Annotated in this window: 21 protein-coding genes and 1 tRNA gene; 9 read left to right on the top strand and 13 right to left on the bottom strand. The window is 59.9% G+C overall.

Annotation, left to right across the window (positions count from 1 at the left end; translation table 11 throughout):
- Nucleotides 1-58 precede the first annotated feature (58 nt).
- A complete protein-coding gene (locus tag E3T31_RS17990; protein WP_174844874.1) occupies nucleotides 59-754 on the top strand; it encodes a hypothetical protein in 696 nt (231 codons plus the stop codon).
- A gap of 126 nt (nucleotides 755-880) precedes the next feature.
- Here E3T31_RS17990 and E3T31_RS17985 read toward each other — a convergent pair whose 3' ends face one another.
- The gene (locus tag E3T31_RS17985; RefSeq protein ID WP_206750316.1) at nucleotides 881-2,179 is read right to left on the bottom strand and encodes a hypothetical protein; all 1,299 of its coding nucleotides are present in this window, start codon (nucleotides 2,177-2,179) and stop codon (nucleotides 881-883) included.
- A 696-nt stretch (nucleotides 2,180-2,875) separates the two neighbouring features.
- Entirely contained in the window at nucleotides 2,876-3,751 is an 876-nt protein-coding gene (cynR, locus tag E3T31_RS10985) for a transcriptional regulator CynR (protein ID WP_134468744.1), read from the bottom strand.
- Between the two features lie 111 nt (nucleotides 3,752-3,862).
- Here cynR and E3T31_RS10980 point away from each other — a divergent pair, with 111 nt between their 5' ends.
- From E3T31_RS10980 to E3T31_RS10970, 3 genes are all read left to right on the top strand, one after another.
- A complete protein-coding gene (locus E3T31_RS10980; RefSeq protein WP_134468743.1) occupies nucleotides 3,863-4,522 on the top strand; it encodes a carbonic anhydrase in 660 nt (219 codons plus the stop codon).
- Nucleotides 4,523-4,556: 34 nt separating this feature from the next.
- A complete protein-coding gene (gene cynS / locus E3T31_RS10975; protein ID WP_134468742.1) occupies nucleotides 4,557-5,027 on the top strand; it encodes a cyanase in 471 nt (156 codons plus the stop codon).
- A gap of 283 nt (nucleotides 5,028-5,310) precedes the next feature.
- Nucleotides 5,311-6,864, top strand: a complete 1,554-nt coding sequence (locus E3T31_RS10970) for an IS1634 family transposase (RefSeq protein ID WP_134468741.1) — start codon at nucleotides 5,311-5,313, stop codon at nucleotides 6,862-6,864.
- Here the strand turns inward: E3T31_RS10970 and E3T31_RS10965 are convergent.
- The 3 genes from E3T31_RS10965 to E3T31_RS10955 all read right to left on the bottom strand — a co-directional run bounded on the left by E3T31_RS10965 (nucleotide 6,803) and on the right by E3T31_RS10955 (nucleotide 9,358).
- The gene (locus E3T31_RS10965) at nucleotides 6,803-7,369 is read right to left on the bottom strand and encodes a DDE-type integrase/transposase/recombinase (RefSeq protein ID WP_134468740.1); all 567 of its coding nucleotides are present in this window, start codon (nucleotides 7,367-7,369) and stop codon (nucleotides 6,803-6,805) included. The genes E3T31_RS10970 and E3T31_RS10965 overlap by 62 nt on opposite strands.
- A 215-nt stretch (nucleotides 7,370-7,584) precedes the next feature.
- Nucleotides 7,585-7,971: a hypothetical protein gene (locus tag E3T31_RS10960; RefSeq protein ID WP_166788451.1), complete on the bottom strand. Its 387-nt coding sequence runs from the start codon at nucleotides 7,969-7,971 to the stop codon at nucleotides 7,585-7,587.
- Between the two features lie 508 nt (nucleotides 7,972-8,479).
- Nucleotides 8,480-9,358, bottom strand: coding sequence for a hypothetical protein (locus E3T31_RS10955; protein ID WP_134468738.1), 879 nt, complete (start codon nucleotides 9,356-9,358; stop codon nucleotides 8,480-8,482).
- 469 nt (nucleotides 9,359-9,827) lie between these two features.
- On the opposite strand from E3T31_RS10955, the gene E3T31_RS10950 reads away from it, so the two are divergent.
- Complete coding sequence (locus E3T31_RS10950) at nucleotides 9,828-10,166, top strand: hypothetical protein (protein WP_134468737.1); 339 nt, start codon at nucleotides 9,828-9,830, stop codon at nucleotides 10,164-10,166.
- A gap of 289 nt (nucleotides 10,167-10,455) precedes the next feature.
- Here the strand turns inward: E3T31_RS10950 and E3T31_RS10945 are convergent, their stop codons facing one another.
- On the bottom strand, nucleotides 10,456-10,866 hold the full coding sequence (locus E3T31_RS10945; protein ID WP_370304479.1) for a thioredoxin family protein: 411 nt from the start codon (nucleotides 10,864-10,866) through the stop codon (nucleotides 10,456-10,458).
- A 42-nt stretch (nucleotides 10,867-10,908) separates the two neighbouring features.
- Here E3T31_RS10945 and E3T31_RS10940 point away from each other — a divergent pair, with 42 nt between their 5' ends.
- On the top strand, nucleotides 10,909-11,316 hold the full coding sequence (locus tag E3T31_RS10940; RefSeq protein WP_134468736.1) for a hypothetical protein: 408 nt from the start codon (nucleotides 10,909-10,911) through the stop codon (nucleotides 11,314-11,316).
- A 698-nt stretch (nucleotides 11,317-12,014) separates the two neighbouring features.
- Here E3T31_RS10940 and E3T31_RS10935 read toward each other — a convergent pair.
- The 7 genes from E3T31_RS10935 to E3T31_RS10905 form a co-directional block, all read right to left on the bottom strand.
- Nucleotides 12,015-12,842, bottom strand: coding sequence for a GIY-YIG nuclease family protein (locus E3T31_RS10935; protein ID WP_134468735.1), 828 nt, complete (start codon nucleotides 12,840-12,842; stop codon nucleotides 12,015-12,017).
- Nucleotides 12,843-13,205: 363 nt separating this feature from the next.
- A complete protein-coding gene (locus tag E3T31_RS10930; protein WP_166788481.1) occupies nucleotides 13,206-14,273 on the bottom strand; it encodes a site-specific integrase in 1,068 nt (355 codons plus the stop codon).
- A 119-nt stretch (nucleotides 14,274-14,392) separates the two neighbouring features.
- On the bottom strand, nucleotides 14,393-14,629 hold the full coding sequence (locus E3T31_RS10925) for a helix-turn-helix domain-containing protein (protein ID WP_134469262.1): 237 nt from the start codon (nucleotides 14,627-14,629) through the stop codon (nucleotides 14,393-14,395).
- A gap of 171 nt (nucleotides 14,630-14,800) precedes the next feature.
- Nucleotides 14,801-14,875 (bottom strand) — tRNA-OTHER (locus E3T31_RS10920).
- Nucleotides 14,876-14,996: 121 nt separating this feature from the next.
- Complete coding sequence (locus E3T31_RS10915; protein ID WP_134468733.1) at nucleotides 14,997-16,268, bottom strand: site-specific integrase; 1,272 nt, start codon at nucleotides 16,266-16,268, stop codon at nucleotides 14,997-14,999.
- A 77-nt stretch (nucleotides 16,269-16,345) separates the two neighbouring features.
- Nucleotides 16,346-16,573, bottom strand: coding sequence for a helix-turn-helix domain-containing protein (locus tag E3T31_RS18720; RefSeq protein WP_134468732.1), 228 nt, complete (start codon nucleotides 16,571-16,573; stop codon nucleotides 16,346-16,348).
- A gap of 358 nt (nucleotides 16,574-16,931) precedes the next feature.
- Nucleotides 16,932-17,228: a recombinase family protein gene (locus E3T31_RS10905; protein WP_134468731.1), complete on the bottom strand. Its 297-nt coding sequence runs from the start codon at nucleotides 17,226-17,228 to the stop codon at nucleotides 16,932-16,934.
- A 42-nt stretch (nucleotides 17,229-17,270) separates the two neighbouring features.
- Here E3T31_RS10905 and E3T31_RS10900 point away from each other — a divergent pair, with 42 nt between their 5' ends.
- The 3 genes from E3T31_RS10900 to E3T31_RS10895 all read left to right on the top strand — a co-directional run bounded on the left by E3T31_RS10900 (nucleotide 17,271) and on the right by E3T31_RS10895 (nucleotide 20,711).
- Nucleotides 17,271-18,746 (top strand): recombinase family protein, encoded by a 1,476-nt coding sequence (locus E3T31_RS10900; RefSeq protein WP_370304598.1) that lies wholly within the window; start codon nucleotides 17,271-17,273, stop codon nucleotides 18,744-18,746.
- Between the two features lie 370 nt (nucleotides 18,747-19,116).
- On the top strand, nucleotides 19,117-19,278 hold the full coding sequence (locus E3T31_RS17835; protein WP_166788480.1) for a hypothetical protein: 162 nt from the start codon (nucleotides 19,117-19,119) through the stop codon (nucleotides 19,276-19,278).
- A 368-nt stretch (nucleotides 19,279-19,646) separates the two neighbouring features.
- Nucleotides 19,647-20,711: a site-specific integrase gene (locus E3T31_RS10895; protein WP_166788479.1), complete on the top strand. Its 1,065-nt coding sequence runs from the start codon at nucleotides 19,647-19,649 to the stop codon at nucleotides 20,709-20,711.
- The last annotated feature ends 1,768 nt before the right edge of the window (nucleotides 20,712-22,479 follow it).

The following is a 22,479-nucleotide window of genomic DNA, read 5'->3' as shown; positions in this document are numbered from 1 at the left end:
CACCTTCTATAGAGCGCGGATCCAGATGGTCCGCCCGAACCACAGGAGGCCAAGTCCCATGACACTTCACACCCAGCAATCACTGTCCGGCTTCATCGCATCCGACCCGCAGCACTCGGTCACCGAGAACGGCGACATTCGTTTCTACGTGCGCGTCGGCCAGCCGCACTTCCGCCGCGAATACTGCGGCAGCTTCACCGCGCTCGAGCCCACGTTCCATGGCCTCGTCGCCTACCGCGCCACCGCCGAACGGGCTCTAATCCGCTTCGCCAAAGGCGACAGCTTTGTCGCCAAGAAGATCGGCGACGATCTCGCGCGCACCAACTATCAGGTCGACCGCACCCATCGCTTCATCTCGGACACCGACATTGGTCCCGAAGTTGAGACGAGGCTGAATCGGCTCACACCAGTTCGGGGCGGTGAACTTGCGATGTCAGGGGCACTCGTCGAGTGGGCATCCGAGGATCACGATGACGCCTTTCGAGAAATCTCGTTAGAGGATCTTGACGGGCCACGCATGACGGAGCCGCCGCATCCGATCAATTGGAACTTGCTCAGCGACTGGGTCGCGATCTCGGGCACTCGGCTGGAACGCGACCGACCCACTCGGCAGACAGCTTGGCCGGGCGAACCGCCGGCCGACGCCGTCGAGGACGTGGTCATCGGTGATCGCGACGAAGATTTCGTGCAGTTTGTCGTTGAGCACGTGGCCAGGCAGCGCGAGTCCGGGGTCACGTCCCGCCGGCTGGTGTAGTCATACGTCAGATGTATTCCGTCGCCAACGAGCACAATCCAGGCCCGCAAGCGGGACCTCCGACGTCGCACTTTCAGGCAAATTACTGAGGCGCGGTTGGCTTGCTCGATATCACAGGGGAATCATTCAACTCGCCCGCGGCGACACCGGGACGGCGGACGCGTTCGGGTCGAGATTCGGATCCCAGGGCCGGGGCATCCCGATCGGGTTTGGAAACGGAAAAACCGTTTGGCACACTCTCGCGATGGGCGCGAGCGTTCGGGCGATACGTGCGATCTCAGCGTCGTTCAATCCGCGCCACGGACCGACCGCCAGCTGGTTGGTCATGTTCTCGGCGCGCTCCACTGCCACCCTGCCATTCTCGCTGATCTCGCCCTGGCCGGTCAGCAGCCCACGAGTCATGAGCTCTTCGACTTCGACAGCCCACTCTTCCTCTGTCCAGCCACGCGCCTTCCGCACACTCGTCGCGTCGATATCCACAGCGCTGCGCAACACGATAGTACTGATGCCCGCGATCCCGCCCTCCACCAGTGCCATAACATGACCGTCACCGCGATGCTCGCGAAGCGTGGCCGCGGCCTGCCAGAGCCGGCGATACGGATCTGCCTCCACCGCCAGCGCGCTGTTCGCCGCCGCGAGAGGTCGACCAATGGTGTCGACACGAGCCGCTATTTCGGCAAGTACGTCAGCCGCTTCGGCGACAGATCGTTCGTCGGGCACGAGGTTTCGCAACGTCGCTGCTGCACCCCGCGACCGCGCGTCGAGGACCCGCTCTACGGTCACCGTCGACCACACAGCCGGCAGCACCCGCTCGACCAAGAACGGAGCGAACCCACTGAAAATCGCCACCACCGGAGCAGCCGTCACCGCCCCGAGCGGGGCGGCGCGACCGGCGAAGTATCCGTCCCAGTAACGGGTGAGTCCGATATCCGCGAACGCCTCCCTCGCCTCCGGGGAGAAATACGTCACCGCGTGGATCGGCTCAAACAACGTCCACAGTGCCCGAACGTGATGCTCCAGCTCGCTCATTCGTCTCCCTTGTTGCCGCATCTTCCCGAGTCTATTGCGCGCGGCAACACCGACCTCGAAGCGTCGCCCACCGCTGGCCCGTCGCGGACGTAGCCGTCCAGGACAGGCGGGAAAGGCGCGTGCGTGCAAACAGTTGATTTTCATTCGAATCGAAGACGAAACAGGCCGGACAGATTCCGCAGCTTGTATCGCACTACCGCCATCGAGCAGACGCTTTACAATCTCGTCGCCTACCGCGCCACCGCGGACCGGGCACCCCGTTTTACCAAAGGCCACGTCGTCGTCGCCGAAGGCTAGGTGCGCATCTTCCAGGTCGAACGCGACGGCGAAGAGTTCGTCGCCGAGAAGGTCGGCCACGACCTCGCGCGCACCAACTATCAGGTCGACCGAGCCCATCGCGCGCTTCCGGGCAGCGAACAGGATGCTGCGTCGACGCAGATTGCAATAGTGCACGAGACGGAAGCGGCTCAGGCCGGGGTGGTGAAACAGCGATGGCAGACTGAAACCTCCTCAGCGCCCACGACGCCGAGGCCGAATGGATCGAGATCATCCCAGATGACTCGAACCGGGTCGTGCACCTTCTCTATGGGAACCCCCGAAGGTCGGGAATTTTGGAATAAACAATGGGTGTATCAAGTCGCGCCCTTTCAGTAAAGACAAGAAACCCTGAGCAGATCATAATTACAGTAGGGCGGCCGCGACTTGAACCCGGGACCGACGGTTTGCGCCGAGACCTTTTCTACGAAGATCACGTGCGAACTCAAGCCTCGGTTGATCTCGACTAATCTCGGTGTGATCAGGAGCTTCTTGCGTGAGATGTCGTCACCATTATCTCAACATCTCGGCCGGACTCGGTGGGTCTCGGAGCAATAAACGATGAATATAAGTGTGTGAGTCAAGTCACCATCTACTTGTGTGGTTCGCCGCCCGGATGCGTTCCCCAACAGGTGAGCCCAGGCGAGCGTAGATACCGGCAGAACCCCCGCGACGATGATTCGCGCTACCCATCACCCTCGTTGGTTATGCAACGCATGGGTGATGTCAAACAGGTGAATTGAGGGTAGCTGCGTTGGCCGCGGCAGGGTCAGGCGGCTAGCTCCACGTCGATATCAGCTCGGTGAAGGCCCGGCTGGTTGCGCTCATGTACGCGCCTTTTCGTCTGAGCAGGGCTGCGGTGCGGTGTGGAATGGCCGGCAGTACGGCAACCGGGTTGAGCCCGTGCTGTTCGCGGGCAATGGCTTCGGGCAGCATGGTGGCGAGCTGGCCGCGGCGAACGATTTCCATGATCGCGCTGACGGAGTCAACTTCGATCGCGATGCGCGGGGCAACCCCGTGGTTCCGGAAGTACCCGTCGATGTGGCCCCGAGTCGCAAAATCGCTTCTGAGCAGCACAAGCTGCTCCTGTTCCAACTCCCGCAGGGTCATGGGTGCCTGCTGTCCGGCATGGGGGTGGTTGTTGCCGACAACCAAGCCGAGGGTTTCGACGAACAACGCTTGGGCCTCAATCTCGGACGAACGCACCTCGGCAAATGCGATGCCGAGATCGAGGGTATCCTCGGCCAGTGCCACCTCGATGCGGTCCTGGGTCATCTCCTGCAGGCTCAGGGTGATGCCGGGATAGCGGGTGCCGAAGCGTTCGACCAGTGGGCCGATCAGGTATGCGGTGAAAGTGGGAGTCATCGCCAACCGGAGCGATCCACGGCTCAGGTCCTGCACGTCGTGGATGGCCCGGGTTCCGGCGTCAAGGTCACGCAGGGCGCGGCGGGTATAGCGCAAAAAGGTCTCGCCAGCGTCTGTCAGCCGCACGGTCCGTCCGGAGCGATCCAAGAGCTGGACGTGCAACGAGTTCTCCAGTTGCTTGATCTGTTGCGACAGCGTCGGTTGGGAGACATGGAGCGCCTCGGCCGCGCGAGTGAAGTTTTGGTGTTCCGCGACCGCGGCCAGGTAACGAATGTGGCGCAATATCATGATTCTCTAACTATAGAAATTACTTATCGAATCCATCATAAAGAGGTCTTGGACACTATAGAGACTGTCCGTCATCCTTGACTCATCCCCAAAACGTCGAGGAGACAGCCCATGCACGACATCATTGAAGGCTTTCTGAAATTCCAACGAGAGGCCTTTCCTGCGCGTTCCGAACTCTTCAAGGAGCTGGCCACCGCCCAGAACCCGAAGGCCTTGTTCATTGCTTGCTCGGATAGCCGGGTCGTGCCAGAGCTGCTGACCCAACAGGAACCGGGTGACCTGTTCGTGATCCGCAACGCCGGCAACATTGTGCCCGCGTACGGCCCGGAGCCCGGTGGTGTCTCCGCGACAGTCGAGTACGCGGTCGCCGTCCTGGGCGTCACGGACATCATCATCTGTGGCCATTCCGACTGTGGAGCGATGACTGCCATCGCGACCGACACGAACCTGGACCACTTGCCGGCTGTGGCCAACTGGCTTGCCCACGCCGACGCGGCGAAGGCCGTCAACGCTGCCCGCACCCACGGATCGGCCCAGGAGTCGTTGAAGGCCATGGTCCGCGGCAACGTCATCGCCCAGCTGACCAACATCAGGACCCATCCCTCCGTCGCCTTGGCTCTGGATCAGAACCGGCTAACCCTCCACGGCTGGGTCTACGACATCGAAACCGGCTCCATGGACACCCTGCACGGTGGCACCGGCCACTTTGTCCCACTTGCGGGCAATACGCAGGACCATGCCACGCCAGCCGTCTCCGGCCTGGCCGCCTAACCACCCCATATCACCATAAGAAAAGGAAAACACCATGATTCATTCCCAGAACACCCAGGCTCCGCGCGAGGAACTGACCGCCGCCATCATCGACGCCAAGATGCGCAAGGACCTCTCCTGGCAGGAACTGACCGATGGCACTGGCCTGAGCCTTGTCTTCGTCACCGCCGCCCTGCTCGGTCAGCATCCGTTGCCCGAAACCGCTGCGGAAATCGTCGCTGAGCGGCTGGGTCTGGGCAAGGACGCCGCAATGCTGCTGCAGACAATTCCGCTGCGCGGCAGCAACCCCGGCGGTATCCCGACCGACCCCACCGTTTACCGGTTTTACGAAATGATGCACGTTTACGGCTCCACTTTGAAGGCCCTGGTCCACGAACAGTTCGGTGACGGCATCATCAGCGCCATCAACTTCAAACTAGACATTAAGAAAGTTGAAGACCCCGAAGGCGGTTCACGTGCCGTGATCACCCTCGACGGAAAATACTTGCCCACCAAACCCTTCTAAACCAGGCCTGGCGGCGGCCTCGCGATCGGGGCCGTCGCCTATCCCCTGTAACAGCCTCGCAGGCAAGAACCAATCATGTACTCCGCCCAACGAACCTGCCGGAGGGCCCACGTCCGTCGATACGCAGATCGCAGATCGTCTGCGCCTGCGCCTGCACGCCTAGCGGGAGCTTCCTAGCTATTTCCGGAACGCCAGATTGCGCTGAAGTCAATTCCAGTGCTGGTCTGGCGTTCTTCGGCGTGGTGGCGTGACTTTTGGTCCTTGAGAGCGTCTGACCTAAAGTATGGCTAGTTTGTATAAGGAAACGATCAACGGGAAGCCGTACTGGTACCTGCGGGAGATGGCCCGTGTCGACGGCAAGCCCAAGATGGTCTCCGACCGCTATCTGGGGTCGGCGGCCGATATCGAGGCGTTGCATGATGCCCGTGAGGCCGAATCGTTGCCGTCGAAGTCGCAGCACCTCGGCTTCGGAGACACGGCCGCGGTCTGGGAGATTCTGAACCGCCTCGACGTGGCCGGGATCATCGACGATGTCGTCGGCGCGCGCCGCAGTGACGCTGGAACGTCGGTGGGGACCTATCTGGCGCTGGCTGCGCTGAACCGGGTTGTCGCCCCGACGTCGGAACTGGGCTTCGCGGACTGGTGGAAAAGCACTGCCGCGGACCGATTCACGAAGGTCCCGGCGAGCGTGTTGGATCATCGCCGGTTCTGGGACGCGCTGCACAAAGTCACCGAGGACCAGCTCGCCGAGATTGAGCAGCGACTCGCGGTGGCGATGATCACCACGTTCAGCCTGAACATCTCAGCGTTGACGTTGGATATGACCAACTTCGCGACCTATATCGATTCCGCCAACGACAAGGCGCCCATCGCTCAGCGTGGCAAAGCGAAGCAGAAACGCACCGACCTGCGCCTGGTCGGTCTGGGTCTGGTCGTCACCCGTGACGGCGGCGTGCCTCTGGTCGCCCACGCCTACCCCGGAAACCGGACCGACGTGACCCAGTTCCCGCTGATGATCGACCTCCTCAGCGCCCGCCACACGGCCCTGGCCGCGCAGGCTGGCCGGGCGGCGCCAGCGGAGATGACGGTCGTCTTCGACGCCGGCCAAAACTCCCTGAGCATCTTCGCTCGCATCACCGCCACCGGCCTCTCCTTCGTGGGTTCCATCCCACCATCCGTCGTTGCTGATCTGCTTACCCTGCCCGCGAACGACCGCCGCATCGTCGATCAGGACCGATTCGGCGGGCTGAGCGCGGTCGAGACCCGCCGAACCGTTTATGGCTCTGAACGCCGGGTGATTCTCACGCACTCCCCGACCCTGCACGACAAACAAGCCGTCGGATTCGTGCAAACCCTCAGCAAAGCCGAGGTGCTCCTGACCGAACTCGCCGCGACGCTGGCGCGCGGGAAAACCCGGCGCAGCACCGAGCAAGTCGCCGAGGAGATCCGGTCGATCACCCACGACTACTGGGTTCGCCGCGTCCTGACCTGGGAGCTAACCGGCACCACGCCGGCCACGCATCAGCTCACATTCACCGTCGATGATGACGCCCGCCTCGCGTTGGAGACCGAGGTGTTTGGCAAGCGTGTCGAAGCCTCCACCGAGTCGAGTCCGGCGCGTAACCGCGGCCTTGCAGATACTCCCGAAACCCCTCCGCATATATCGAAAGTGGACCGAGGTCCACTGCCGACTTTCGTGTCTTCATTTCTGCCTCCTCTGAACGAAAAATCTGTACAGAGTAAGCATCAACGACGACGTGATTATGCCGAGCAGGTCAGGCTGCTGCAGCCTCCTGACCAGCCCAAACATGCCCACGCAAATTCGTACTCGGCATAATCACCGACGCGGGATAATCCGAAAATGGATTGTCATTACTCGTATGCGGGCGGGAGTGCGACTTGGTCACGCCCAGGTCCGCGAGCAGGAACGCGACGGGTTTCGACGCCATCGAGGAGCCGTTGTCAGAGTGGATCGTCAGCTGGTCTCGGCGAATCTTTTGCTTCTGGATCGTGTCGAACAGGAGCCGCTCAGCCAGCTCGGCGGACTCCCGAGTCGCGACCATCCAGCCGACGACGTACCGCGAGTAAATGTCGATAATCGTATACAAGTGAAAGTACGACCATTTGGCCGGACCCTTCAACTTCGTAATGTCCCACGACCAAGTCATGTTGGGTCCCGTCGCGATCAGTTCGGACTTAATGCGCGCCGGGTGCTCGGCCTGAGCACGACGCTCACCGTTCTCGCCGTGGGCGCGGAGCAGGCGATACATCGTCGCCACGGAGCAGAGGTAGGTGCCCTCGTCGAGGAGAATCGCCTGGATCTCCGCCGGCGCCTTGTCCACGAACCGCTCGGACCGGAGAACCTCCAGAACAGCGGCGCACTCCAGTTCGGTCAGTGCCCGCGGCTGCTTCGCCGGCTGTGGCCGGGGTCGCGGCGATGACGGCGGCCGTGGTGACCGCGGGTGTTGGCGGTAGTGCGTCGCCCTGGACCGGCCCACGGCTAGGCACGCGTCCCGCGTGCCCACGAGCGGGACAAGGGCGGTGATGGTGGCGTCGATTATTTCTCGGTGTTCGTCTCGCTGCTGTTGGTCGAGAGTTGATCCAACAGAGCCGAGAGTTTTCCCTGGATCGCGATCACCTGCCTCGCCGTATCCAACTCGCCCGACAGCCGGAGATTCTCTTTCCGCAGCCGGGCCGCGTCCTTCTCCGCCGTACTCGCCGGCGGCGCTCCCGCCGGCCGCGCCAAAGCAGCCAGCACCCCCTTGTCGCGCTGATCACGCCACGAACTGACCAAGGAGGTATACAGCTTTTCCCGGCGGAGCAGCGCCCCGCGGCCCTGCCGGTTCAAGCTCTCGTACTCGGTCAGAATGTCTCGTTTGTACTTGGCGGTGTAGGTTCGCCGCCGAGCACGCTCGGGAACCTGGGGATCGGGAACATCTTCCATCCCTACAGCCTGCCCGGTCGAGCTGACTCCTGTCATTACTGCGTTCGTCAAGAGAAACTTCTTCCCCGCCCTCTACGACACTATTCGGGACGATCCCGGTGCCTTACACAAGGTTGACAGAGAGGGGGCACCAACGAAAACACCACGGACTGCTCCGCCAAAACCTGCCAAAGAGCACGGATTTCAAGCTGACGAACACTACCCGACTCGACGAGATCGTGACCGAGCTCAACAACCGACCACGCCTAGCATTGAACTGGCAGACTCCTCATGAGGTCTTCAACGCTGCCGTTCTCGCATTGACCGCTTGAAACTGCCAGCGCACACAGACTGCTTCTCAAAGAGCGTCGACACCACCGGCTCAAGGCGCTGTGTGCAGGGTGACTGCACCCTGCACCCTGCACGATCATGAAACTGTGTCGCGTGATCTACGGGCACACTATATGCCCGTTAGGCGCTGAAGAGACAGCACCAACAAGAGTTGCTTCTCTGGTCGTGCTACGCCTGTCTAACCGACCTGTTGCACGTTCACACCTTTCTTTCTGCGAGGAAGTATCCTGGAAAATCCTGACCACAGGCGCGTCCAACTGCCGGGCTTCGTGGGCTCGTCTGGCCGATAGGACAGACTCGATATCTTGGCCTCCCGTGCGTGCCATGGCGCGTGTATACCCGTGAGGGCCCGATACTCCTGTCGAACTGATTGCCGTGCGATTCGCAAGACTCGATCAGCAAGTTGAAGCCGGGTTTGACGCGGATTGTTTTCCATGTGCTCACTCTTTTCCGCCATCGAACGGGCTCGTTCCAAAAGCCCCGATTCTTCGGAAAGCTGTCCATCGGATTCAAGGAAGTGCCGGACTTCTTCCCATGCGCTCTCCCACGTCTGATCCGATATTCCAGTGCCTTTGGAGTCAAAGCGCGATTTGCATTCTCTCGGAGAGAAATTGATCTGGCAGTGGTAGGTGGCCCATAGAGCTGCTCTGAGAATCGCTAGGTCGCCGTCGAGATGGTTGATTGATCTTGATTTCAGGTCGCCTAGGCCAGTCATGAAGACTCGCTCAATAGAAGACCGTGCGTGAGAGAAGGCGTTGTGAAAGACCGGGTAAGTGTCGTTCTGCTGGGTAGTTGAATAGTTTCCAGCCCTGATATTTGATTCGACTGGCTCCATATCCCAGTAGGCGAGCCCTGCCGTATCGAATTCATCGATACGGGCAATCATGTTGTCGAACATGCCGTCGAGATATGTGCGCCTGTCAACATTGGCAGACTGGCGTGCAGTGTTTGTGGCCTGCCACGCGATGGCGATACCGACGGTTGCTAGCAGTGTCGCGATGGTTGCGGCAATTGAGCTGACAACGTCCCAGTCCACTAGATTCAATGAAAATTGCATGTGCTGAGCGCCCCCGTAGAAAGCCCTTGAGCGGCCGCCGCGAGATACGGCGAGTCAGCAAAGTCAAGGACAATTTAGAGGCTAGCCCACCGAATCCAGTTGGGGCGCAAACGCACTAGCCCAATCCGACCGACAATACCTCGGGCGAAGTGCGTCTACGAGGTGTGGAAGGACCATGCCCAAGTCAAACGCGACGGTCACCCGGTCCCTCGCTGCACGTTCGAGCGGCCCAAAGACGCCGAGGCCAAGGTTCAAGAATAGCTTGCGGTCCTGGCGCGGTGCTTCCAACTGCGGGATGCACTCGCTGTGCTCGAAGTCGATCGTGTCTGGATCCTTCTCCGGATGAGCTCGACCGGCATGGCCTTGCTGTCAGAGCTGCCCGCCAGAATCGGTTGGCACTCGTTGTCCGAAGCACAGAGCCATTGTTGGCGCGCATGGATGCGGCCGCTTCTGCCGCCAACGCAAGGTAATGCTGCACCCGACCGCGTCCAGGGCAGTTGTGAATTCGACCAACCAAGTCGCAAGCGGTGTCGTCGACTTCAACGGTCGCCTCGGTATCGAGGGTGGACGTCAGTCGTTAGAGGCCAGACGATGGGGAGCCGCAGCGGGCGAGGTCAGGGACAAGGTTCTTGAGACATGTACTGACGGCGTCGGCGCAGCCATGGATTTCGGCAGCGAGACCTTCGGCCGCGCTAGATCGGTGAAGGACAAGCTTGCCATCAGAATTGCCGAGGGAGCGCTCCGGCGGCGCGCGGACGGCGAACAACGCGACGAAGAGGAGGAACCCGAACGAGTTGAGGCAGACTAAGTCCACTCCAACAGCTTCTACGCGCGGTCACTCCCGATGGGCTAATCAATGGTCGAATGTCCTTCAACGAGCCTCGACTGAGATTTGATTGCGGGCCGAGCTGCCACAAATAGGCAATTGTGATCCCGGTGAAGTCGGTCAGTCCGGATCGTACCCGAGAGGATCGGACGTGAATCGGAGTGCGACCCACAGTCCGCATCGGCGGCAGATGTAGACGTTGTCGCTGAGGGCGTGTAACCGGCGGCGCGGATAGACGCGACCGCAACAGGAACACGTGAGTGCTGTGGCGTTATCCATGAGCGGCGAGCGCCGCTTCGATTTGTTGCTGGGTCGGAGATCCGGCCATGCCGTTCGGGGTGAGATAGATCCGGCACGCGAGGTCGCTGGTGCGACCGTCCGTCGGGAAGAGATCCACACCGTTGACGAGGATCGTTGGCGATCCGGCAAAAGGCAATCGTGCGGCCGTCTCGGCAGAATCGATGAGCGTCGACGTGACTGATGTGTTCGAGAACATCGTGTTCGCGACCGCGCGCTGCAGGCGGTGAAGGGTTTCTTCCGAATTCGGACAGTCTGCGATGTGGAGCAGCTCAATTGTCGCCATGGGTTTCTTTCTCTGCAGGGCATCCAGATCCGAATCGAACGACCGGCGCGGAACCTCTTTCCCAATTCTGTCACCGCAGTCCCCTGCCGCGTAGCCCACTGCGCACCTCCCTGACGAAGCGAATCGTGATTGGAGCGACGCATGCCTGGGTACGAATCGAAGAACCGCACATCTCGATGGATCAGCGTCGTCTTCCTCCAAGGAGCTGAGGCCGACGCGGTGCTCGGCCTGATCGACCGAAGCGGAGCATCCGCTGCGTTCGACTACCTGCAGCCCCGGGATCTCGGCGAGGCCACGACCGATGCCGCCCTCGAGAATGGGTACGTCTACGACCGTATCCCGGACGGCCGGACCGACCACATCATCGAGCATGACGGCTCTCCGTACGCGCTGACCTACAGCAGGATCTACCGGTACGTGTCGCTATTGCGGTGGCATCCGCTTAAATCTGTACTGGAGCCGGCGCCTACCCGGCCGACGCCCCGCCGAGACGACATCTGGGTCGCGCCGCGGTCAACGCGCCTGGCCCAGCGCACGGTCACGCTGTGAGAGACGTCGCAACCGAGCGGATGCACACGGCCGCGGCGCAGGCACTCCATCGAAGCCCCACCGTCCCTCTTCGTCACCGGAATGCCAGGATTGGATTCGATATGCGCCTCGGACAACACCGCCTGCGACACCGAGCGCGTAGACCGCACGTTGCCGAGTGTCCGCGCCCACGCGCCAGTACATGCGGGTCGCATCGTACGTGGCTCTCGCGTTTGCCTCGGGGGACCATTCCCGGTTGATCACGAAGATCACCGTGGGCTCGGCGACTGCGGGGATTGAGTTAGGTGCTTGCACGAACGCAACCTAGCAGTGGCGCGACGCCTCCCGCTACCCGCAACGAGACGGGGGCTTCGTCGGGAGGCGTTCGCTCGGGAATACGGTCAGCGCAGTAGGCGAGCAGTCATCAGACGTCCGCAAGCGGACCGGCTTCCGTGCAGTCACACAGTTGGTTACGTCGGGAAAGTACCGTCGGCGTTCAACGACTGACAGACGCGCCGCCTACGCCTTGCCTTTCGCAAGAAGTTGATTCATTTCCGTGGCTGCACGCCTGGCCTCCGTACTGGCCTGACAGTCACTCCGCCATGGTGTGTCCTATGACAATCCGGGAGGACACTCGCATGCAGTGATGGTTGTGCAGCATCGATGGCAACTCGACGACTATGTCGCGATCCTTGCGTCGACTCAAAGTCGCGAAAGTCCTAGTTCCTGTTGTGGCCTAGCGACCTGGAGATCAGGACTTCCTTCCAATAGGTCTCGCGGTCAATTACGTGCTGGTCGTCGGTTCGCATCGACCAAAACTCCAGCAGAGCGAACCGCATCGTCTTTCGGAAGTAGTCTTCGCCCTTCGCGGCGAGGTGGACCTTCAAGCCGACGTTGTCACCATGGAGCGTGCGGGCGTAGTGGGACCAGCGTTGCCAGATCCCTGTGTCGCCATACGCCGAGCCAACGTAGGGCTCGCCCGTTGCCTCGTCGTGGATGACGTAGACGCCCTTCATCTGCTCCAAGGCGATCCGCCAGTCAGGTCGCCCTTGCTTCACTATCGCCTGGATCTCCGCTAGCGAGTGATTGATGCGGTCGTGCCCCGGGAACGGATCACCGTCGAACGGCTCCTCAGTAATCATCGAAACGGTCATGTCGTTTAGACACGCCCCCATGTTCCGGCGTCGGTTGCGACCCGCGAGTGCCAAGCGTACATAAAGCCTCTTGATGAACGGACCCATGAGGTCCTCTCGAAGGACGACGTCGTACGAATGTTGCCGCGGATCGGGACGGCGCCCCACGACTTCCCAGATCCCACCAAACAGCCAAAGCGTCGGGTCATGTCTGTCCTGCGCGAGCGAGAAAATGAAGTGTCGATTGAAGTCGTCGTTGACATTGCGCCACGAGTTCCACCGTTGCCATTCACCAGAGTCGTTACCGAGGACGTCGATCGGAAATTCCTCACCGTTGTAAACCGCGCAGTGAAGCTTGCACTGGATCGGATCGAAGTCTGGCGGTAGCAGCGTTGCGAGCAAGATCGGATCCATAATAAGAGGCTAATGCTGCCAGGCGCATGGGCACATGAGGCTGGCCTTCGATTGACGGCCAGCCCGCCCTGCGCCAAAACCTTCTTGCTGCGGGCTGATGCGGGTGCCATGGTTGTCGCGTGAAGGTACTCTCAAGCGGCCATCACGCGGTCACGCGACAAGGCGGGAAACTCGGGCGCAGCAGTATTGCGCCGGGAAGAATGCTTCTGCGCGGTGAGCATCTTTGGGCCCGAAATAGTCACAGCGCCTGCTCGCTTTAGCGTCGACAAGCGAGCGGATGGATAGCTCGTGGATTTGGTCGTAGCCACAATCTTCGACCCATCTCGTTGGTGGTTCCCGTCGGGGGTTTCTCTTCTAAAACCCCTAACGTGGCGGAGCCAACCGCTGCATCACCTCCGCCGGCCCCGACTTCACAGTGCGGTCCGGCTCCGCATAGTGCGCCTTCGTCGTCGACGTAGACGTGTGCCCGAGCATGTCGGCCGCCGCCTGCATGCCAAGCTCGTTGGCGAGCAACGTCGCGCCCGTTCGTCGGAACGAGTGCGGAGTGATGTTCAGACCGTCAAGCCCGGCATTTCGGAGTATCTCCCGGAACGTGCGCCTGACGTTGTATGGCGCGAGTGGGGTGCCCACCCTCGAGTAGAAAATCAGGTGCTCCGCATCCTCCGGATCGAGCAGTGCCAAACGCTGGCGGATAACCTCGGCCGCGAACTGCGGCATGCCGATGATCCGGTTCGACTCGTGGGTTTTGGGATGCTCCTGACGGTGCACTCCGGCTTTGTTGTGCACGACGAGCGTGCCGTTGATGTGCACCCGCGGCGGGTCCGCGTCCAGGTCGACGTCGCACTGCCGAATGGCGAGCACTTCTCCGATGCGTGTGGCGGTGCCCAGCATCACCTCGATGATGTCGCGCACCTGGCCATCAGACCGCGGACCCATCCTGCCCTCCTCCGTGCGCCATTCACGGGCTGCGAGGCGGATCGCGGCAATCTGGTCGGGGGTGAGCGCCTTCGGCGTGTGCGGCGGGCTCTTCATACGCGAGGTCTCCTTCATGGGATTTCGCGGAATGATCTCCCGCCGCGTTGCAAACGCCAGAATCATGCCCAGGATTGTTCGAGAGTGCTTTGCTCGCGCATACGACTGCACTCGCTGCTCCCTGAGGAAGAGCTCTATACGACCGACGGTCACCTCCCGAATCGCAAAGTTCTCGAAGTAGGGCAGCACAAGTACGCGCAACTGACGTTGATAGGTGTCCTTCGTGCCCTGGGAACGGTCGACATCGAGCATCACGTCCTCCAGCCACGCCTCCGCGAGCAGCAGAAATGGTGAGCTCGCGGTCAGCGAGTCGCCGCTACCGCCCGCTCGCAAGCGGGCCGCTAGTTCTGCCTTCAGGGATGACTGCGCAGCGTTACGACTCGGGCCGGTCGCCGTCACCCTCCGCGTTTGACCATCCCAGTCCCGGAAGCGAGTAATCGCTCGGAAGATCCCCGGTCCGACTTGCTGAGTCGTGATGGCACCGAACGTGCTGACTGGCAGACGTGGTCGTCCGGCCATTAGCCCTTGGCTCCCTCGTCGACGACGGAAGTGTCTGGCTCGTGCAGCCCGTCGAGCCACCGCACCACGTCGGAAACACGGAAGCGGATCTCCCGGCCCACGCGAATGCCCGAGGGGCCACGCCCGTCGGTTCGCAGATCGTAGATCGCTTGCGTCCGCACGCCGAGGTACTCGGCGAGCTCGCTTGTCGTTAAAACTGGCTCGAGGCCGAGTCCGGAGTTTCGTTCGCTGTCCATAACCCATAGGTGATCGAGGTCATTCCAGATGACTCGAACCGGGTCGTGTACCTTCTCTACTAGAGGCCGGAGGTGGCGGATATTTTTGAATAAAAGACCAATAAACGGATAGTGCATCTAGTCTTGCCCTTTCGGTACAGACAAGAAACCCTGATCAGATCTAAATTACAGTAGGGCGACCGGGACTTGAACCCGGGACCGACGGATTATGAGTCCGCTGCTCACAAAGATGCTGGTTGTCGCCCCTTGTCGCTGGATGTAGTTGAACCCCGTAATTACGCAGCGTTCGTTTGATTCGATGGATAATTTTGCAGCCCATTGTTGCTGGGTGTGCGGACCTTAGGTGTCCGCATAGGTGTCCAACCTTCTACGGTGACTCGCTCACGAATGCGGCGAGTCCATCGCCGATCACGTCACGGTTTCCGCCGTAGACGCGTTCAGTGAACGCTTGACTGTGGTGCCCGGCCGCAACGCTTACAGAGGCGAGAGGCGCGCCGCTAATAAGCATGTGATTGATAGCAGTGTGCCGAGCGACGTAGAGTCGGACATGCTTGATACCCGCCCGGTTGCACAGCGCCGTCCACATGTCCGCGTCCCATCGAGGCAAGATGGGATCGCCATTTGCGAGCGTGAAAACAAGCCCATCGGCCGGTGGCACACTATAAAGCCCGGGGCTCACGAGCAATCCTAGGTCTTTGGCGGCTGCTAAGCGTGCGGCCTGTTGCGCGCGCTGCTGAATTTGGAATGGCGCCAGCTCGCGGTCGATCATTTCCGCTGCTTGTGCATCCTTCCAGAGTTCCAGCAGATGCATAGTCTGCGCGTCGGGCCATATAGTACGTGCACCCGCGGTGGATTTTGTACTTGCTCGGTAAATTGTCCCTAGGGGCTCCCCGTTGACTGTAATCCTTGATCTTTGCAACTGGGCTGCAATCTCGATGGTCCCGCGGACGAAGTCAATACGTTCCCACGTCAAGCCCGTTGCCTCACCTGGCCGAAGGCCCCAGATGAGTGCCAATCGGAATCGTGCTTCGTATCGGTGATCGACGAAGGCGGCAAGCATTAGCCCTCGTTCGTTCGGTTTCAACGCCTCGACCTTCTCCTTTGGTGCAGCGGGGATCTTGATTCCGTACGCGACGTTTGACTTGGCCCAGCCGTTATCGTGGGCGTAGGAAAGACCGCCCTTAAGCACCGAGTGGGCTTGATTGATTGTGCTCTGACTGAGGTTCTTCTTTCGGCTCATATCCTGGTAGTACTCGTTGACCGTCTCCCTCTGAAGCAAAGCGACGTCCGTGTCAAGAAGACCGATTAAGTAATGCCGGGCGCTCTGCTCGTATCCACCGCGGGTTGCGGAAGTAATGTCGGCCTCATGGGTGAGCCATCCGTCAATGGCATTTCTCACGGTATGAACTGGCGGCACGGCGATTTCTTCGCGCACCTCGTCATCCATAACGATGAACGCAATAGCGTGATCAGCTAAGGTCTTCGTCGGATACCAGGCCGTGTACTTGCGGGCCGCTCCCGTGCCTTTGTAGCCGCGGACGTGCCCGTCCTTGGCGCGCGGCTTACTGAGCCCACCCGTCCCCCTGGCGCGGCGCTCAGGTTTCTGCGGCCGGGGTGCCCGTGGCGTTTTGTCTCCCATAGGGAAAGTTTGGCCTAATCTGCCGACTCAGCTGGACCACACCGCCCTCCACGGCAAGCATTGTCACCTGAAAATATCTACTTGACGAGAGATTTCCGACTCGCGATTAGGGCCCGAATGTCTGACACCTCAATCCGCATCATCGAACGCCCGAGGCCCATGTCGACAAACGGAAGCTTGCGGCTCTTTATCAATCGGTAGATGTGGTCCCGTGAAACGCCGAGGAGGCTAGCGGCCTCTGGAATCGTGACCAGCAGCGAGGTAGTTGATTTGGCCGATTCCGGGGCCAGCAAAGGTGTGTTCATACCTTCTCTATGCGCAACACCGAGAATCGGCTGTACGGGCGCACGTCTCAGGTCGATGAAATCGAGTATTTTGACATCTCATCAGGTAAAAAAGTAATCATCGGACATGCAGGCTAAGAAGGGCCCACCTGCCGTAACGAGTCGTTCATGTGCTCTTTTCCGAACAGTGCTGAAACCCTGTGACGTTGCTAGCAAGAAGGTGGAGCCGGGCGACTCGACAAGATTGCTCGCCGAGTTCGAGCGCGCAGACATCGACCAGAAGCGCGCCCTCTGCTTACAGTCACGCTCCACCCGGCAAAGCAGGAATCGAAGGTTTTCGACCAGAATCAGTGGAGACCATCTGGCGCGTGGAATCCGATTAATTCAGCTCAAGAGCTCGATACACGACGCTGCGAGAGCAGCCGAGCTCGGCGCCGATTTCGCGTGCAGTAGACCCACGCTTATACATGACTTTGGCTAGCTCTTTCTTGGCATCGGTCAACGCGCGGGGTCGGCCTCCGATCCGACCGCGTTCACGAGCTGCCCGAAGTCCAGCGTTCGTGCGCTCGATCAGGATCTCCCGCTCCATCGTCGCAAAGGAGATAAGCAGGGTTTGGAGCATGCGGCCTGCTGGCGTCGACGAGTCGATGCCTTCAGTGATCGAGCGGAAGGTCACCGAGAAACGTTCCCAATCAACCTTTGATGCAACAATGAAGAAATACTCTCAAACCTTGCGGCGATCTACCTTCGGATCAGCCCAGATGCAACCGGTGAACACCGCGCTATCGACCGCCAGCGAGAGGACTGCGAAGCAAAAGCCGCCGAAAAGGGACTTCTCGTCTCCGGCGTCTACATCGACAATTCCATCTCGGCATCGAAGAGGAACGTTGTTCGGCCAGCATATGAGCGGATGGTGAATGACTATAAGGCGGGAGCGTTTACAAATCTGATCTGCTACGACATCGACCGCCTCAGCCGGCAGCCGGTCCAGATCGAGTGGTGGCTCGAGGCTGCCGAGCAAGGACAACTCTTAATCATCACAGAAACGGGAGAAGCTGACACATCAACAGATTCTGGTCGGCTATTCATCCGGCTCAAGGTGGTTGTCGCCAAGGCTGAAATCGAGCGAAAGGGTGAGCGCCAGAAGCGCGCTATCGTCCAAAAACTCGAACGGGGCGAGCCTTACGCGGGTGTCCGCCTAACCGGATACTCGATGGACGGCCAGATCATCGAGGAGGAAGCTGCTGTGATTCGACGGATCTTCCAGACATTTCTCGCAGGAGGGACGCTCTACGGGATCGCAGGGGAATTGACTAAGGCAGGGATCAAAACCCGTCGCGGGAACGCGAACTGGCCGACGTCTACAGTACGGACGATACTGACGAACCCCCGGTATATCTCCCGAGTACAGCACACCTCACTGCATAAGAAAACAAAGGCAAAAATCGTCACTGAGTACGCCGGCGACTGGGTCCCAATCATTGATGACCCAACGTTCCATGCTGTTCAGGCTCGACTCGAAGATCCGTTGAGAATCACGAACCGCGCCGGCACTCATCGCAAGCATCTCGGGAGCGGTCTCTTCCTTTGCGGTGAGTGCGGCCAGCCCGTTCGAACAAACGGTACCCGCTATTGGTGCAAGGACGGCGGCCATGTCCTGCGAACGCAGGGTCCCATCGACGATCTAGTACTCGGCTCCCTTCGCCGCCGACTTGCGCTCAACGACCTGGGTCGGGCTGTGTCGCAGAAGAACGATGACGCCGCGACTGCGAAACTCGTGGCTGATTCCAAGGCGATCAGAAATGATCTCGCTAGGTATGACCGAGACTACGAAGCGGGCGCCTTGGCGGCTGCATTCCACCAGAAGCTGACTCTGAAAGCGGAGGCCAAGCTTCGGGCGATCGAAGCTGAGTACGCCAAAGCGACCAGCGGCGCCGCCGTTGCAATGATGATGGGTGCCTCGAATCCGCTTGAGTTTTTCGACAACGCCGGTCTAGCGCGACGACGGGCGATTGTCAGCAGTCTGATGACGGTGGCATTGCTCCACGTCCCACGCGGCCGAAAAGGATTCGATCCCCGGACAGTGCGAATAGTTTGGTCAGACGGTCGGGGCGAACTGTCTCAAAACGCCGATCGGGGCGACGCTGAGCCAGACGGACATGAAACCCGCGCTGCGGTGGACGTTGCCCCGTAGTAACCTCCCTTGGACTTGCTGACGACTTATAGAGGACCGCTGTCGCCCGCGGGACCCGAGTTTTATTAGGGAATCCCAGGCCATGACGTTTTTGAGATCACTGAGCGTGCCAGGTGATCGTATGCGCCGTGACGTGCAAAAATAGGCCTTTTTTGTCATGATGCAGCTTGGTGAAGGACGATTCCTGGCGTTCGGGCTGGGCGGTGTCCACATCTCGAGCCGCCCCCTCACGGTTGATCGCTCGTTGCGGTCGGTTACCTGGGCAACTACTAGCGAGCGTCGGCACCGTCGCCGGTAACCAATCCGCCACTGCAACCCAATGAGATTGTCTCACCTTCAGCCGGTTTCGGATGTTGCGCATAGAGACCCCATGGACACCACACATTTCTCTACCCCACTGCACCTCAATCTCGACGCCTACATGGACTTCCTGGTCTCTGAGGCGCCGCAGCTGACGACTACTCAGGCCTCAAGTTTGGCTGCCCTACTGCTCCCCATGGCAGGTACCTTCACACAGAGCCCCGCCAGCTAGGGAGATTTGACGGCCAACGGGTTCCGTTTCGAGACCCCGAGTGAGACAGCACCGTGTCGCCCGCGGGATGGACCTATCGCCCGCGGAAACGAAAATGTGCCGCATGTCTACGGGGTGGGGACCGACACCGGGCCCCGGTCAGCGGCGTTCTGTACGACTACCGAGGGCTCGAACCCTGGTTTTGTCAACCCAATCTCACACCGACCCCAGAATTATTACCGATGATTCTGCAGGGAATCACTACTATCTGGAGGCACCCCATTCTGAAAGAAGCCCGCCGGCAACCACTGGCGCCGAGCCCGAGCCCGAGCGCCCCGGGAGTCGTCACTCGCCATCGGGACCGCAATTCCTTGGTCTTGGAAGGTGCGGTGCCGCTGATTCCCACAGCGAGCTTGGAGCGCATCAACCACTTTCAGCGAGAGTCGCTGGCACCCAACACTCGGCGGGCGGTTCGCGGGCAATGGGACACCTTCACCGGGTGGTGCGCGGTGCAGGGTTTTGATCCGCTTCCAGCGAGTCCTCTCATCGTCGCGGCATATCTGACATACGCAGCTGACCTTCTGGACAGCAATGGAGCGTGGTTCTACGCGCCTTCCACAATCAGACATTGGCTCTCCTCGATCAATAAGATGCATTCCTTGGCGGGACTATCGAAACCGGGAGAACACAGGGACGTCGCGAACACGATCGAGGGCATCTGTCGTGAGAGGGCCCGACCGATCGCGCGCAAGGCGCCTCTGCTCTTGGACGGGCTGCGTAAGACTCTGGTTGAAATTGATCGCACGTCATGGCCCCACGGGGTGATCGGCCATCGAGATGCGGCGATCCTGATTATCGGATTCGGCGGAGCATTCCGCCGGTCAGAGCTTGCAGCCCTCGAACTTCAGGACATCAGCATTCACCCAGAGAATGGGCTACACATCCGCGTTCGACGCTCCAAGACCGATCAAAAAGGGAATGGTTTTCTGAAGGCTATTCCTTTCGGAGGCAGCCCGCTCACTTGTGCACCGTGCGCATACATTCGATGGCTGATTGCCCTGTCCGCGGGAGCAAAGAGCAGCTCCGACCTTGAAAACGCAGTTCGAAGTGACTCGATGACGGAGCATGCTTGCCGAGAGAACGTGCCCTTACTCGATGGACGACAGCCATTCCTCCGCCCTGTGATGAAGAATGGGGCGATCAAAGCGCGTCATATCACCGGCAACGTCGTCAATGACGTCGTCAAGAGACGGGTGGCAAATATCGACTTGAACCCTGCGGATTACGGGGCCCACTCGCTTCGAGCCGGCTTCGTCACCGAAGCTTTCCGGGCTGGCGCTACTCACCACGAGATCATGCGTCAAACCGGTCACCACAGCCCAGACACCGTTGAGATCTACTCACGGGAGGTCAATCCCCTCGACAACAATGCTGTACTTAGGCTCGGCCTCTGACCTGCTGACAGATCTCGGATTCACCGTTCAGGGTCTGTGCGTTCCTCCCAGGCGAAGGCCAGCCCGAAACTGAATGCTCGCAAAGGTGCCTCTTCCGCGACGCAGGGAGGCAGCCAAGCCGAAGTGCAATCACGGCCGGAAACAGACCCGAGTTTCCCGCCCAGACGTGACTTTCCGGCCCCGTAACGAGTGCCTCCGGCTCCGGACGGAAACCTCGTGAGTCCATTACCCGCCTACCGGCACGCTCGGGCTGATTCATCGACAAGCACATGACTTAGCCTTCCCAGGTTGCACATCGCACCCAGGCCGCGGTCGTCCAAGTACATTGGCACAGACAGTCGACTATGCCGCAACGAAAAACTGTGGAACTACGGGACAAAGTTCGAGGCACGCGCCCTGAATAGACAGATCCGCCGTCTCTAAAAACCGGTGGTGCAAGTGCGCAGGTGCGCTTAGCACGGCAGGACTGCCCACTTAAGTCCAGGCAGGTGGCCGTGATGGAGCGTCTGACCCCTCTCAGCGGCTACAGAATGGCATCTAACGGCCTTAAAGGCATCTTGCTCACTCACGGTGGCATGGCCTCTGCAACTCGTTAGAGAGGCGCACAGCGCTTTGGGCTACCTTTATCTGCCTCCGCCGACTGGCTCATTATCGGTACACCAAGCCGCCAACGCTTACTTGCATCATTCGGACTACAAGCAACCGCCGCTTCACGGACGACCGGTTCTAGGTTTCACGGAGACAAACGGGTGTTGCGACGCGTTTTCGGGAACATTACCCGGATTACCCAACATTACCCAGGCTGGGTAATGTTTGGATGCCAGTAAAACACTGGCATCCAAGCCCATATATATATAAGATTACCAGATTACCAGACATAGATACATACACAGGAGGCTAGGGAGACATCGTTATCAATGTCTATGTCTCTCTTATCTATATATATACACCCCGCATCTGGGTAATCTGGTAATGTACCCGTGAAACGCCGCACTGATCAGGGATTTAGGCGTTACCCAGCCTGGGTAATGTGCTGGTAATCGGGTAATCTAGGCCTGTTTGCGGCCTAAAACGATGCTTTTTCGTCAACTCGCACCGCCCGATCCACGATCACTGATAAAAGCTCAGAAAAGTTAAGGGTTTCGTTGCACCCCAAAAGCTCTGCAGACGCTCGGCAATCCGAGGTCGCCGCAGATCGGAAACCGACGATAAATCGGTTTTGCGCCTCGCGCGCGCATGCTCGCCGCGATTAGAGCACTCATGTACGGCTGCAAGACCCCTCGATTTTGCCCTCTAACAAGAGACGTTTACAGGGGAGCACCCGTTGGATTCCGATCAAGAGAAAGAGATCCTTGCTCAAAATCCGCCTGTATCGGGGCGACAGCATCGATGTCACTTCCTTCAGGCTCCTGAAGGATATCCACTTCTGTCCACGCATCTTCTTCTAGGACAACGCCGGTCATCGCGACGGGCTCGCTTGCTGCCTCGACAAACTTGGTTTCGAGGTCAGCGTGAAGTAGTTGTCGTCGCCGTAAGTGACGTTTTCACTGCACCTGAGAGCGGCCGTAGTGACGTCAGTTGCCACCTCGGTGACCGCGGCATCGAGGTTATCGTTGGTCGCGGACTGGTCCTCGACCAACTCAACTGTTATGGTCACAGCGTCGCCGGGCACTACTTAAATGGATTGTGTCGCGCTCGGCACAGGCGTGGCCGGCTCCGCCGCCATCGCCGCGGTCCCGCCAAACACTGCCAAAGCCGTTGCCAGCAA

Origin of the sequence: Cryobacterium sp. TMS1-13-1 (assembly GCF_004403125.1) — a bacterium.
In the GTDB taxonomy this organism is placed as follows: Bacteria; Actinomycetota; Actinomycetes; order Actinomycetales; family Microbacteriaceae; genus Cryobacterium; species Cryobacterium levicorallinum.
Note: the sequence above shows the minus strand (reverse complement) of the source record. Positions and strands in the feature narration are given on the sequence as shown.